Raw genomic sequence first — 12,151 nt, 5'->3', positions numbered from 1 at the left:
GTGCCCTCCATGAGCCGCAAGGGCAACTGCTGGGACAACGCGGTGATGGAGCGCTTCTTCGGCGCACTGAAAAGCGAGTGGACCGACGCCCGGACCTACCGTACCCGCGAGGCCGCCCGACTGGATGTCGTGGAGTACATCGAAATGCAGTACAACAGCGTCCGACCCCACACGGCCCTGGGCCAACTTACCCCCCGGGAGTGGGAAAAGGCCGTTGCTTAGAGGGGTGTCCGTTCTCACTTGACCAGAACATGCCGATTTTTGGCTAGGCCTGGTTCGTCCTCTGGTGTTTACGTGCCTTCGGCCGGCCGCCTGCCATGCGCTGACTCGCCAGCGCGCCCCGAGTGACTTCTTTGCTCGTGCAAAGAAGTCACCAAGAAACACGCCCGACTGCCGCGACCCCGGCCCGCTGTGCGGGCCGGGGTTTCCCTCGCTCCGAGGCTTTTCGCGGGCGGCGCTGAACTCGCTGCGCCTTCGGCTCCGCTCAGACATCCAGCGCCTCTTATCCCGCGAAAACCCTCTCCACTCGGCGCGACGACAACGGGGAGGAAGGTCCAAACAACGGCCGTTCCGACGATATTGCTAATGGATGATGGCTAGGTCTTCGAGGATCTTCGGCACGCTCGGCCTTCGGCCGTTGCGTGCCGCGCCCGCAGAGCGGGCGCCGGGGGCCTGCGGGCGGCGATGCCTATGGTTAGGCAGAAGCGTGGGGATACGGTCGGTTTTGACTTTCACCTCCCGTATGGAGCCCCTCGCGGAGGGCGTGATGGGCCGGGAGAAGGCGCTGGATGTCTGAGAGAAGCGCAGCGTAGCGAGTTCAGCGCCGCCGGCCCAGCGCGTCCGGAGCGAGGTTCCCGGGCGAAATCCGGGTGCCCTTCTTTGGGTCCTTTCTTGGGCAAGCAAGAAAGGACCTCGGGGCGCGCTGGCGAGTCAGCGCTCGGCAGTATGCAGACCGAAGGCACCGTAAACACCGAAGGATGAACCGGGACCAGCCACCAATACAGCGCAAGCGGCGGACCGAAGGCACCCTAAACACCGGATGTCGAACCAGGACCAGCCAACACTAGGCAGGCGGCTAGACGAAGGCACCGAGACACGGACATCAAAGGATACTGCGGCCGATGAAGCGCCTGTCGGCGCCGCTGGTTAGAGGTCCCGCAACCCCAGTACATCCTGCATATCGAACAGCCCATTGCCAGCGCCGGCCAGCCAGACGGCGGCCCGCACCGCACCGGAAGCAAACACGGTCCGGCTGGAGGCCTTGTGGGTGATCTCCACGCGCTCGCCATCGCCCGCGAACAGCGTCGTGTGTTCCCCCACGATGTCGCCACCACGTACCGTGGCGAAGCCAATGGTACGACGGTCACGCGCCCCGGTCTGGCCCTCGCGGCCATACACGGCATCGTGCTCCAGGTCCCGTCCCAGCGTGTCCGCGACCACACGCCCCAGCTTCAGCGCGGTACCGGAGGGCGCATCGACCTTGTGCCGGTGGTGGGCCTCCAGGATCTCCACGTCCACACTGTCACCCAGCGCCCGCGCGGCCAGCTCCACGAGCTTGAAGGTCAGGTTGACCCCGACGCTCATGTTCGGGGCATAGACGATCGGCAGGGATTCCGCTGCACTACGCAGGCGCTGTTCCTGCTCCGCGTCGAGACCGGTCGTTCCGATCACCAACGCCTTGCCAGAGCGCGCGCACAGATCCAGGTGCTGCATGGTGGCCTGCGGCGCGGTGAAGTCGATCAGCACGTCGAAGTCATCGGTGACCGTCGCCAGATCCTCGACCAGGCGCACCTGCCCCTCCTGACCGACGGTCCCGCCGATCGCCTCGCTGCCGGGCCGTTCGCTGGCCGCGCCCAGCCGGGCATCGGGGTGCTCGTCCACCGCCTGCACCAGGTTCTGGCCCATGCGCCCGCCGGCGCCCGCAATCGCAATTCGAATCATCTTTGTTCCATCCAGTGCTATCGATCCATCGGGTTACGCGCACCCTACGAAGCTTCGACCGTGCGCGCCAGTGGGGCCACCCTCACTCGGTCGATTCAGAGGGTGCGCACCGGCGTGCGGAAGCGCCATTCCCCGTACACCGAGGCGATCACGCCAGCGGCGGCCAGGAACGCGGCGAACACGTACACCGAGGCCGGGCTGATGCCGTCCCACAGGTAGCCGGCCACCAGCGAGCCCATCGCCCCGCCGAGCCCGAAGGCCAGCGACGAGTACAGCGCCTGCCCGCGCCCCTGGAGGCGCCCCGGGAAAAAATAGTGAATCAGCGAAATGGCCGCCGCGTGGTACACCCCGTAGCTGGCCGCATGCAGGATCTGAATGAACAGCAGCATCGGCAGCGAGTCGGGAACGGCCGCCAGCAGCCCCCAGCGCAGGGTGGTCAGCACCAGCGCCGCGGAGACCAGCATCCACGCGCCGAAGCGCAGGATCAGGCGCGGCATCAGCAGGAACAGCACCACCTCGGCCGCGACCCCCAGCGCCCACAGCTGCCCGGCCACCGAGCGCGAGAACCCGGCCTCTTCCAGGTACAGGGTGAAGAAGGCGTAGTACGGCCCGTGGCTGGCCTGCATGAAGAAGCAGGCCACGAACAGCGCGATCACCTCGGGGCGGCGCAGCACCGTCAGCAGCGGCGGGGCGTTGTTGTCTTCCTCATGGTTACGCACCGGTTCGCGCACGAACTGCGAAGCCGCCACCACCGCGATCAGCACCGCCAATACGATCCACGGCAGCCAGGCCACGGCAATCCGGTCGAAGGCCCAGCCCAGCACCGCAACCGCGACGATGAAGCCGACCGACCCCCACAGCCGCACCAGGGCGTAACGATGCGCATCCTGCCCCAGCGAGCGCATGGTGGTGGCCTCGAACTGCGGCAGGATCGCGTTCCAGAAGAAGCTGTAGGCGGCCATCACCACCGCGAGCCACCAGTACCCGGTGTACAACAGCACGCCGGTGAAGGCGACCGCCCCGCCCAGCGCGCCCCAGCGCGCGATCGGCATGTGTGCGCCGGCGCGGTCCGCGAGCCAGCCCCAGACATTGGGCGCAATGATCTTGGTCGCCAGCACGATCGCCATCAGCTCGCCGATCTGGGCGCCGCTGAACCCCTCCTCGGAGAGATACGGCCCCCAGAACGGCATGAAGGCGCCAAGGCTGGCGAAATAGAAGAAGTAAACCGCGGACAGGCGCGCGTTCTGCGTCACGGCCATGGCAGGCCCGCTATCGGTTCGGAACGATACGGCCGGACGGCCGCGTCATTCGCCAGGGTGGTCGCGCAGCGCGAGGCCCGTATCCGCCACGTCGGCGTTCTGCCCGCGGTGGCGCAGGGCATGGTCCATCAGCACCAGCGCCATCATCGCCTCGGCGATCGGGGTCGCGCGGATGCCCACGCAGGGATCGTGCCGCCCCTTGGTCACCACCTCCACCGGCTCGCCGGCGGTGTTGATGCTGCGCCCGGGCAGGCGGATGCTGGAGGTCGGCTTCATGGCGATGCTGGCCCGCACTGCCTGCCCCGTGCTGATGCCGCCCAGCACGCCGCCGGCATGGTTGGACAGGAAGCCCTCGGGGGTGATCTCGTCGCGATGCTCGGTGCCGCGCTGAGTCACGGACTCGAAGCCCGCGCCGATCTCCACGCCCTTCACCGCGTTGATGCTCATCAGCGCATGCGCCAGCTCGGCATCCAGACGGTCGAATACCGGCTCGCCCCAGCCGGCGGGCACGCCGGTGGCCTCGACGGTGACCCGCGCGCCGATGGAATCGCCCGACTTGCGCAGGGCGTCCATGTACTCCTCCAGCTCCGGCACCTTGTCCGGGTCCGGGGAGAAGAACGGGTTGTCGTTCGCGATCTCCGGCTGCTTCGCTTCCAGCTCGATCGGGCCCAGCTGTGACAGCCAGCCCCGGATGGTGATGCCGTAGCGCTGTTCGAGATAGCGCCGCGCAATGCCGCCGGCCGCGACCCGCAGCGCCGTCTCGCGCGCGGAGCTGCGCCCGCCGCCGCGATAGTCGCGCACGCCGTATTTCTGATGGTAGGTGTAGTCCGCATGCCCGGGACGGAAGCGATCCATGATCTCGCTGTAGTCCTTGGAGCGCTGGTCCACGTTCTCGATCAGCAGACCGATCGGCGTGCCGGTGGTGCGCCCCTCGAAGACCCCCGAGAGGATGCGCACCTGGTCCGGTTCGCGGCGCTGGGTGGTGTGGCGCGACTGCCCCGGCCGGCGGCGATCGAGGTCGAACTGCAGATCCTCCTCGCACAGCTCCAGGCCGGGCGGACAGCCGTCCACCACCGCGCCCAGGGCCGGCCCGTGACTTTCACCAAAGGTACTGACGACGAACAGTCGCCCAAAGCTGTTTCCCGACATGCGCGTAGTGTAGCCGCGGCCGCGCCGGCTGTCGCCTGTTCCCTCACCCGGCGGGCGGTCAGCGGCGGGCGGAATGGCGCGCCCGGCAAGCGCGTCCCCTATCTGCCATGATCGGCGTGCAGCATCTATAACCAGAAAGGAGGAAACCATGCCGAAATCCCTGACCCGCCTCGCAGCCGGCGCCGTTACGGCCCTGTGCCTGGGCCTGGCCAGCAGCGCCCAGGCCGATGTCTACACCCAACGCTTCATGACCCTGGAGCTGGCCAACGACATCGCCATGGGCGCCGTCGAGGCCTGCCGCGAGATGGGCTATCAAGCCACGGCCGTCGTGGTCGACCGGGCCGGCAACGATCAGGTCGTGATGCGCGACCGCATGGCCGGTGTGCAGACCATCCAGATCGCTGGCGACAAGGCGCGCGCTGTGACCATGTCGGGCACCACTTCGGGTAACTTCCGCGACAACCGCGAAGACATCCGCATGGAGATGAACCACGTCGATGGCATCATCATGCTGGCGGGTGGCCTGCCGATCGAAGCCGCCGGCAGTATGCTGGGCGCGGTAGGCGTCTCCGGCGCGCCGGGCGGCGACCTCGACGAGGAATGCGCCCAGGCCGGGATCGACCGGGTCCAGGAACGCCTCGACTTCGTGATGTAGTCCACTTGGGTGCCAGGGACGGCGCCCATCCCGATAGCCGGTTCGAGACCATGCCCCCAGACAACCCTTCCAGAACGCCCATTCGCATCTCGCCGGTGGAGACCTACGAGCGGCTGCAGGCCCGCCCGCGCGATCTGCTGATCGACGTCCGCTCGACCATGGAATACCTGTTTGTCGGGCATCCGACCGGCTCGGTCCATATCCCGTGGATCGACGAACCCGACTGGACCGTGAATCCGCAGTTCGTGCCCCAGGTCCGCAAGCTGCTGCTGGGCGGCGTCAGCGATCACAGCGAAGAGGCCCCGGCCCTGTACCTGATCTGCCGCAGCGGCAAGCGCACGCTGGATGCCGGTCAGGCCCTGGTGGATGCCGGCATCGAGCATGTCTTTTCGGTGGAGGAAGGCTTCGAAGGCCCGCTGGACGAGAACCACCAACGCTCCACCCGCGGCGGCTGGCGCTACCACGGTCTGCCCTGGGAACAGTGCTGAAGGCATTCACATCCGGGTGGATCCCCTACTGTCACGGGGGTTGCGCGCAACCCCGGAGGTTTGGTCCATAATGAAACCGGACGCGTCACTGCGGCGTTCGATTGTGGCCCGGTGGTACCCTTGAGCCTTAATTCTTCACCACGGGACCGAGTACTTCCGTTTCGCTGTGCATGTCCGTCTTCGAGCGGAAAGCCTAAAGATTCGGAGACTTCTCCCACCTGAACCTCAGGTTCAAGGTCAAAGGTCACGCCGGCGCCCGCGGGGCGCGTCCACTTCTTTTCTGATCCCGATTTCCAATCCCGAACCCTCTATGCCTGCGGAAACCGACTCCGTTCACGATTCGCGTTCGTCCATTGAATCGCCCCCCATGGAATCCCCCGGGGATCTGCGCGCCCTGCGCCTGCGCCTGCGCCGCGCGCGCGCCGCGCTGTCGGACGCCCAGCTCGACCAGCACTCCGCCGCCATCTGCGAACACCTGCTGCGCTGGTTCGAGCGCTGGCAGCCCCGCTGCATCGGCGCCTACCGGGGCCTGCGCGGCGAGGTCGACCTGACACCCCTCACGGTCGCCCTGGCCGGACGCGGCACCCGCATTGCCCTGCCGGTGATGGACGACAAGCGTCCGGGGCGCATGCACTTCCATGCCTGGGCCCCCGGGGATGCGCTCTGCCACAACGGCTTCGGCATCGCCGAGCCCTGCCCGGATGCCCCGCGCATCTGGCGCCGCGAGATGCAGGTGGTGCTGATGCCCCTGGTGGCCTTTGACACCGCCGGCAACCGCATGGGCATGGGGGCGGGCTACTACGACCGCTACTTTGCCCGGCGCCGCTTTGGCATCCGCCGGCCGAAACTGATCGGCGTGGCGCACTCGCTGCAGGGCGTCCCGACGTTGCCCTCACAGCCCTGGGACGTCCCGCTGGATGGCGTTGTCACCGAGCAGGGCTGGCATGCGCTGCCGGACCGCGCGCGGCACAATACGCACACCTGACCACACCCCCTCATTTGGCACGAGGAGCCCGCATGGCCTACTGGCTGATGAAGTCCGAACCCGACGAGTTCAGCATCGACGACCTGGAACGCGTCGGCGTGGAGCCCTGGGACGGCATCCGCAACTACCAGGTGCGCAACATGATGCGCGACGAGATGAAGAAGGGCGATCTCGCCTTCTTCTACCACTCCAACGCCAAGCCACCGGGCATCGTCGGTATCCTGCGCATCGAGAAAGAGGCCTACCCGGACTCCTGCGCCTTCGACCCCGAGGACCCGCACTACGACCCGAAGAGCGACCCGGACAACCCGCGCTGGCTGCGGGTGGATGTCGCCTTCGAGGAAAAATTCGGCGATATCATCACCCTCGACTGGCTGAAGCAGCAGCCGCAGCTCGAGGACTGCCCGCTGGTGCGCCGCGGCAACCGCCTGTCGGTGATGCCGATCACCCAGGACCAGTGGGACTTCATCCTGAGCCACGCCCAGCGCGGAAAGTAGCCGCATGGCCACGCTCTACCAGTTCCCGCACGACGCGAAGGCCGACCGCCTGCGCCTGGCCTGCGGCTACAAGGGCGTCGCGCTGGAGACCCGCGCGCTGGACTGGTTCGACGACGAGACCTTCTTCGAGCTGGGCGTGGCGCGCCAGTCGCCGATCCTGCAAACCGACGACGGTACGCTGCACACCGACACGGTCACGGCACTGCGCGATATCGACCACCTGTTCCCGACCGGCGAGCCACTATCCGACGGCGTGATCGCCGAGGACGCCTGGCAGGCCCTGGTGGACTGGCGCGCCAAGGTGGAAATCGTGCTGGACCGGCTCTACGCCCCGCTGGCGCCGGGCTTTCACGGCATCGGCGAGAGCGCCGAGGCCCTGGCCGACTTCAAGGCGCATGTGCAGCACCGCTTCGGCCTGTCGCTGGAGGAGCTGGCCAACGACCGCTACGACGGCTACAACCAGCTCGCCAAACTGAGCCACCTGCCGGAACTGGCCAAGCACCTGGCCGCCAACCGCTTCTACCTCGGCCACCCGTCGATCGCCGACTGCGTGATCGCCGCCGACCTCTACCCCCTGCAGATGCACGACGGCATCAACCTGCCGGTCGACATGCTCTACTACCTCCGCCGCGTCGAGGAGACCTTCCACACCCCCCTCAACACCCACTGGCTCGCCCGCTGACCTGTTGGCGACAACCCTTCAACGGGCCATGCGCCGCGTCCCTCATCCACAGCACTCAGACTCGTCGTCATCGCGAGGAGCGCAGCGACGTGGCGATCTCGCAAGGACCCGGCCCAAGCGCAGGCCAGAGTCATTTCAGCCAAAGCGGTAGTGCTTGCGGATGTCGCGGTGGATCTCCCAGGTACAGTCCATGCCCTCGGGGAAGGTGACCAGGTCGCCCTCGCCGACCGTGACCGGCTCGCCACCACCGTCCGGGGTCACCGTGACCTGCCCCTCCAGGATGTAGCAGACCTCGCGCTCGTCGTAGCGCCAGGGGAAGGTCGAGACCTCCTTCTCCCAGACCGGCCAGTCGAACACTCCCAGGCGTTCCAGGTGATCGTGGTCGGGACGATGGATGACTTCGATGGACATGACGGCCTCCTCGCGACGTCGAAAACGGCAAGCCTAAAGCGTCCACACGCGCCAGCCAACCGGCCGGAGACGGGCTCAATCCGTCGAACGGAACAGCCCCCGCTCCGCTCGCCCGAAACGTCGCGCCAACAACAACGCGAACGCACCCACACCGAGGATCGCGGGCAGGTACTCGAGCCACCGACCCAGGCCCCAGGCCATGTAGCCGGTGACCAGCGCCCACAGCACCGGGATGATCGCCAGGATCAGCGGTGGCCGTGACTGGGCGAGTAACAGCAGCCCCAGGGTCAGCAGCATGGTCGGCCCGGGCGCCACCCCGACGTACTGCAACTGTGCCCAGGGTGTGCCGGTCAGCGCGAGATCCAGCAATGGATAGCCCACCAGCGCGTAGACGATCATCAAGACCGCGCCGCTACCCGCGAGCCCACCGGGCCAGCCGAAGCGGGCCTGGCCCATCAGGGTCAGCGCGAACACCAGCATCAGGCCCTGGGCCACGAACACCCCGGCCAGCCACTCGGCAGCGAAGTGAAAGGGCGCCAGCGAACCGCCGAAGAATACGGCCCCGGTCCAGATCCACAGCAGGCCCAGCAGCAGGCCCATGACGCGGCCAGCCGCACGCGAACCCGAAACCACCAGCCCCACAGCCACCAGGGCGAGCAGTGCGCCGATCCCGTGCAGGGGCCAGATCGCGGTGTTGTACTGGCCCAGGATCGCCAGCCAGGTCGAGGCCTCAAACGGCAGCATGTCGGCTCCCCGGTCGCAAGGATTCGGAGGCCAACCCTACAGGTCCTGCACGTACGCGACCATGCGGCTGCGCATCCCGGCGTCCGGCATGGAGCCGTACAGCGCGCCCATGTTCTCCTCCATGTGGGCCACCACCGAGGTCGCGGGGATCGCGCAGGTCACGTCCGGGTGCGAGACGATGAACTTGAGCAGGAACTGCGGCCAGTTCTCGCATTCGATCTCCGCCGCCCAGTCCGGCAGCGGATGCCCCTCGAACTGGTTGATCAGCGCCTTGCGCCGGAACGGGCGGTTCGCGATCACCGCCACCCCGCGTTCCCGCGCCAGCGGCAACAGGCGCTGTTCCGCTTCGCGATCCAGGATGTTGTAGGTCAGCTGCACGAAGTCCAGGTCCTCGCGCCGCAGGATGCGCTCCAGATCGTCGTGGCGCCGCCCGTGCGAGGTGGTCACACCAATATAGCGAACCTCCCCCGCCTCACGGCGCTCGCGCAGGGTTTCCAAGTGCGCCTCCCAGTTCTGCAGGTTGTGCACCTGCTGCAGGTCCAGGGTGTCGACACCCCACAGATCCCGGGACTCCGCATGCTGATCGCGGCCGGTCGAGGTGCTGCGCGTCCAGATCTTGGTCGCCGAGAACACGCCCTCGGGATGGCCCAGTTCGCGCAGGCCGTGACCGACCACCGCCTCCGCGCGCCCGTACATCGGCGAGGAGTCGATCATCCCGCCGCCACGGCGGACAAAGGTATCCAGGATGCGGGTACGCACCGCCAGCGCTTCCGGATCCTCCGGCACGTTGAAGGTAATCCACGTCCCCATCCCGATCACCGGGATCTCCTCCCCGGAAGACGGGATCGGCTTGCGCTGCAGCTCACGCCCTTCGGCGGCCCCACCGACAAGGGGCCATCCAGCGCCGGCGGCCACCGCGGACCCGGCCATCCAGCGCAGGAAGGATCGGCGCGAACGCCGCGGAGATGGATGTTTCATGGCACGTGATCACCGAAGAAAACTCCATCCGTGGGCCATCCGGCCGCGCCACAAGTTCCCTATGCGACGGCCTGCAGGTGCCGGGCAAGCGCCGAGACCAGCGGTTTCATGAAGTATTGACCATCCGGTAACACGGTGGGGGTAATGCCGTGAGCGTGCAGTTCACCCGCCACCACGGGGCCAATCGCCGCGACGATGGTGCGCCGCAACGCCTCCCGCAATGCATCCTGCCGGTCATCGACCTGGCCGACCCGCAGCAGACGCCGGACCTGGGCCTGGCTGGTAAAGGCGATCGCATCCACCTGGCCCGCGATCAGGGCCTCGATCAGCTCGCTCACACGCCCCGTCTCGGCAGCATCCGCGTAGCGGTAGGGCCAGACCGGGAACGGCTCCGCGCCTGCCGCCCTCAGGAAATCCAGCAGACGGCGGTTGGGCTCCGCACCGTAGAGCTGCACACCGATACGTTCTCCATGCAGGTCCTGAGCGGACAGGGTCTGGATAATCCCCTCGGTGGTCGGTGCCGCCGCCACCGCGTCGGGCCGCACACCGAACGGTTTCATCGCGCGGCCGGGTTTGGGGCCCCGCACCAGCGTCGGGGTCCCGGCCACGGCCATCAGCCAGGCATCCTCGCGCCCGGCGCGCCGAGCAAAGCCGGTCAGACGCGTAAACCCCTCGCCCGTCAGGAAGATCAGCCGATCGAACGGCGCTTCGATGGCGATAGCCAGCCAGGACTCGATGGCCGCCTGGTCGAGGCTGTCGTGGATGGCGACCAGCGGGCAACGCCACACCTCGGCCCCGCGCCGCTCCAGCAGCCCGGCAAAGACCTCCAGGGCCCGGCTCTCCGGGAGCGCGACCCGGCAGCCGGCAAGCTCGCCGGACACCGCATGCGCCTGGACCACCGCCCCGCTCACGCCGCACTCGCGGCTGCGACGGCGGCCCCCGGCATCGGCTGCGGGAACGTCGTGGCCGACCCGGCATCCGGCCGGAACCAGGCCAGGCGCTGATGGCAGGCGGCGACCTCTCCGATCACGATCAGGCTGGGCGAGCCCACCTGATCGCGTTCGGCGCGGGCGGCCAGGGTGTCCAACGTGCCGGTCACGACACGCTGACGGGCGGTCGTGCCGTTCTCGATGATCGCGGCCGGGGTCCGCCCGGCACGGCCCGCACCCTTGAGGCCCCGGCAGATCTCGCCCACGCCCTTGCGGCCCATGTAGAACACCAGCGTCTCGCGGGTGTTCGTCAGCTGCGACCAGTCCACGTCCAGCCGACCCTCGCGGGTATGGCCGGTAATGAAGCGCACGGACTGGGCATGATCACGGTGGGTCAGCGGTATGCCCGAATAGGCGGCACAGCCACTGGCCGCCGTAATACCGGGTACCACCTGATAGGCCACGCCATCCCGGGCCAGGACGTCCAACTCCTCGCCGCCGCGGCCGAACACGAACGGGTCGCCGCCCTTCAGCCGCGCCACCCGCTTGCCCTCGCGCGCCAGCCGCGAGAGCAGCGCACTGATCTCCCCCTGCGGCACGCAGTGATGATCGCGCTCCTTGCCGACATAGAAGCGCTCGGCCTCGCGCCGGGCCAGGTTCACCACCTCGGAGGACACCAGCCGGTCGTAGACGACCACGTCCGCCTGCTGCAGCAGGCGCAGCGCGCGGAAGGTCAGCAGATCCGGATCACCCGGCCCGGCCCCGATCAGATAGACCTCGCCCGGCGTGGCGGCATCCGCCTCATTCAATTCCTCTTCCAGACGCTCTGCGGCCGCGTCCATACGTCCGGCTAGCGCCAGCTCGGTGGCCGGACCGGCAAACGCACGCTCCCAGAAGGCCCGCCGCGCGTTCACACTGTCGAAATGCGCGCGTACCCGGTCGCGCAGGCGCCCGGCCAGCTCCGCCAGCCGCCCGTAGCCGGCCGGGATCAGGCTCTCGATCTTCGCACGCAACAGACGCACCAGCACGGGCGCACGGCCACCGGAACCGATCGCGATGGTCAGCGGCCCGCGCTCGACAATGGCCGGCAGGATAAAGCTGCAAAGCTTGGGCTGGTCGGCCACGTTCACCGGGATCGAGCGTGCAACACAGTCCTCCGAGACCTGGCGGTTAACCTGCTCGTTGTCCGTCGCGGCGATCACGATCGCCACCTGCCCCAGGTACTCGGTTCGGTAGGCACCCGGCTCGCGGGTGATCGACTCCGGGTGCTCGCGCAACAGGCGCTCGGCGGCATCACTGTACTCAGGGGCCCGCAGGCGTACCCGCGCCCCGGCCTCCAGCAGCAGCGCCGCCTTGCGCGTGGCCACCGGCCCGGCCCCAACCACCAGGGCCTCGCGACCGTGCAACTGCATATAGATCGGCAGGTGTTCCAT

At 67.9% G+C, this 12,151-nt stretch carries 15 protein-coding genes and 1 other RNA gene; 8 read left to right on the top strand and 8 right to left on the bottom strand.

Annotation, left to right across the window (positions count from 1 at the left end; translation table 11 throughout):
* Together F572_RS0104385 and F572_RS16065 are read left to right on the top strand one after the other, a co-directional pair.
* Positions 1–222: integrase core domain-containing protein (locus F572_RS0104385; RefSeq protein WP_018158407.1), on the top strand; the 222-nt coding region annotated here is incomplete at its 5' end.
* Between the two features lie 367 nt (positions 223–589).
* Positions 590–796, top strand: a complete 207-nt coding sequence (locus F572_RS16065) for a hypothetical protein (RefSeq protein ID WP_081602014.1) — start codon at positions 590–592, stop codon at positions 794–796.
* A 350-nt stretch (positions 797–1,146) separates the two neighbouring features.
* On the opposite strand, the gene dapB is transcribed toward F572_RS16065, so the two are convergent.
* From dapB to aroC, 3 genes are all read right to left on the bottom strand, one after another.
* Positions 1,147–1,941, bottom strand: a complete 795-nt coding sequence (dapB, locus tag F572_RS0104380) for a 4-hydroxy-tetrahydrodipicolinate reductase (protein WP_017941835.1) — start codon at positions 1,939–1,941, stop codon at positions 1,147–1,149.
* Between the two features lie 95 nt (positions 1,942–2,036).
* Positions 2,037–3,200, bottom strand: a complete 1,164-nt coding sequence (locus F572_RS0104375) for an MFS transporter (protein WP_017941836.1) — start codon at positions 3,198–3,200, stop codon at positions 2,037–2,039.
* Between the two features lie 45 nt (positions 3,201–3,245).
* Positions 3,246–4,349 (bottom strand): chorismate synthase, encoded by a 1,104-nt coding sequence (gene aroC / locus F572_RS0104370; RefSeq protein WP_017941837.1) that lies wholly within the window; start codon positions 4,347–4,349, stop codon positions 3,246–3,248.
* A gap of 148 nt (positions 4,350–4,497) precedes the next feature.
* Between aroC and F572_RS0104365 the strand changes: the two genes are divergently transcribed.
* The 6 genes from F572_RS0104365 (at position 4,498) to F572_RS0104345 (ending at position 7,656) form a co-directional block, all read left to right on the top strand.
* Positions 4,498–5,004: a heme-binding protein gene (locus F572_RS0104365; protein WP_017941838.1), complete on the top strand. Its 507-nt coding sequence runs from the start codon at positions 4,498–4,500 to the stop codon at positions 5,002–5,004.
* A gap of 50 nt (positions 5,005–5,054) precedes the next feature.
* Positions 5,055–5,492 (top strand): rhodanese-like domain-containing protein, encoded by a 438-nt coding sequence (locus F572_RS0104360; RefSeq protein ID WP_026143006.1) that lies wholly within the window; start codon positions 5,055–5,057, stop codon positions 5,490–5,492.
* 82 nt (positions 5,493–5,574) lie between these two features.
* Positions 5,575–5,760, top strand: a non-coding RNA gene (gene ssrS, locus F572_RS15045) — 6S RNA.
* Between the two features lie 42 nt (positions 5,761–5,802).
* Positions 5,803–6,477 (top strand): 5-formyltetrahydrofolate cyclo-ligase, encoded by a 675-nt coding sequence (locus tag F572_RS0104355; RefSeq protein ID WP_026143007.1) that lies wholly within the window; start codon positions 5,803–5,805, stop codon positions 6,475–6,477.
* A 32-nt stretch (positions 6,478–6,509) separates the two neighbouring features.
* Positions 6,510–6,974, top strand: coding sequence for an EVE domain-containing protein (locus F572_RS0104350; protein WP_017941841.1), 465 nt, complete (start codon positions 6,510–6,512; stop codon positions 6,972–6,974).
* A gap of 4 nt (positions 6,975–6,978) precedes the next feature.
* Positions 6,979–7,656 (top strand): glutathione S-transferase N-terminal domain-containing protein, encoded by a 678-nt coding sequence (locus F572_RS0104345; RefSeq protein WP_017941842.1) that lies wholly within the window; start codon positions 6,979–6,981, stop codon positions 7,654–7,656.
* 135 nt (positions 7,657–7,791) lie between these two features.
* On the opposite strand, the gene F572_RS0104340 is transcribed toward F572_RS0104345, so the two are convergent.
* From F572_RS0104340 to cysG, 5 genes are all read right to left on the bottom strand, one after another.
* Positions 7,792–8,067 carry a cupin domain-containing protein gene (locus F572_RS0104340; RefSeq protein ID WP_017941843.1) on the bottom strand — a complete coding sequence of 92 codons (276 nt, stop codon included), beginning with the start codon at positions 8,065–8,067 and terminating at the stop codon, positions 7,792–7,794.
* Between the two features lie 75 nt (positions 8,068–8,142).
* Entirely contained in the window at positions 8,143–8,811 is a 669-nt protein-coding gene (locus F572_RS0104335; RefSeq protein ID WP_017941844.1) for a DUF6064 family protein, read from the bottom strand.
* Between the two features lie 36 nt (positions 8,812–8,847).
* A complete protein-coding gene (locus F572_RS0104330; protein WP_017941845.1) occupies positions 8,848–9,789 on the bottom strand; it encodes an aldo/keto reductase in 942 nt (313 codons plus the stop codon).
* A 59-nt stretch (positions 9,790–9,848) separates the two neighbouring features.
* Positions 9,849–10,700 carry a uroporphyrinogen-III synthase gene (locus tag F572_RS0104325; protein WP_017941846.1) on the bottom strand — a complete coding sequence of 284 codons (852 nt, stop codon included), beginning with the start codon at positions 10,698–10,700 and terminating at the stop codon, positions 9,849–9,851.
* The gene (cysG, locus tag F572_RS0104320; protein ID WP_017941847.1) at positions 10,697–12,151 is read right to left on the bottom strand and encodes a siroheme synthase CysG; all 1,455 of its coding nucleotides are present in this window, start codon (positions 12,149–12,151) and stop codon (positions 10,697–10,699) included. The genes F572_RS0104325 and cysG overlap by 4 nt, the downstream gene beginning before the upstream one ends.

Origin of the sequence: Thioalkalivibrio sp. ALE14 (assembly GCF_000376845.1) — a bacterium.
GTDB lineage: Bacteria > Pseudomonadota > Gammaproteobacteria > Ectothiorhodospirales > Ectothiorhodospiraceae > Thioalkalivibrio.
The sequence above is the reverse complement of the archived record's forward strand: the minus strand, read 5'-3'. Positions and strand labels throughout refer to the sequence as shown.

Coding starts and splice junctions, on each gene's coding strand:
- F572_RS16065 (WP_081602014.1), top strand. CDS start 590: ATGATGGCTAGGTCTTCGAGGATCTTCGGCACGCTCGGCCTTCGGCCG.
- dapB (WP_017941835.1), bottom strand. CDS start 1,941: ATGATTCGAATTGCGATTGCGGGCGCCGGCGGGCGCATGGGCCAGAAC.
- F572_RS0104375 (WP_017941836.1), bottom strand. CDS start 3,200: ATGGCCGTGACGCAGAACGCGCGCCTGTCCGCGGTTTACTTCTTCTAT.
- aroC (WP_017941837.1), bottom strand. CDS start 4,349: ATGTCGGGAAACAGCTTTGGGCGACTGTTCGTCGTCAGTACCTTTGGT.
- F572_RS0104365 (WP_017941838.1), top strand. CDS start 4,498: ATGCCGAAATCCCTGACCCGCCTCGCAGCCGGCGCCGTTACGGCCCTG.
- F572_RS0104360 (WP_026143006.1), top strand. CDS start 5,055: ATGCCCCCAGACAACCCTTCCAGAACGCCCATTCGCATCTCGCCGGTG.
- F572_RS0104355 (WP_026143007.1), top strand. CDS start 5,803: ATGCCTGCGGAAACCGACTCCGTTCACGATTCGCGTTCGTCCATTGAA.
- F572_RS0104350 (WP_017941841.1), top strand. CDS start 6,510: ATGGCCTACTGGCTGATGAAGTCCGAACCCGACGAGTTCAGCATCGAC.
- F572_RS0104345 (WP_017941842.1), top strand. CDS start 6,979: ATGGCCACGCTCTACCAGTTCCCGCACGACGCGAAGGCCGACCGCCTG.
- F572_RS0104340 (WP_017941843.1), bottom strand. CDS start 8,067: ATGTCCATCGAAGTCATCCATCGTCCCGACCACGATCACCTGGAACGC.
- F572_RS0104335 (WP_017941844.1), bottom strand. CDS start 8,811: ATGCTGCCGTTTGAGGCCTCGACCTGGCTGGCGATCCTGGGCCAGTAC.
- F572_RS0104330 (WP_017941845.1), bottom strand. CDS start 9,789: ATGAAACATCCATCTCCGCGGCGTTCGCGCCGATCCTTCCTGCGCTGG.
- cysG (WP_017941847.1), bottom strand. CDS start 12,151: ATGGAACACCTGCCGATCTATATGCAGTTGCACGGTCGCGAGGCCCTG.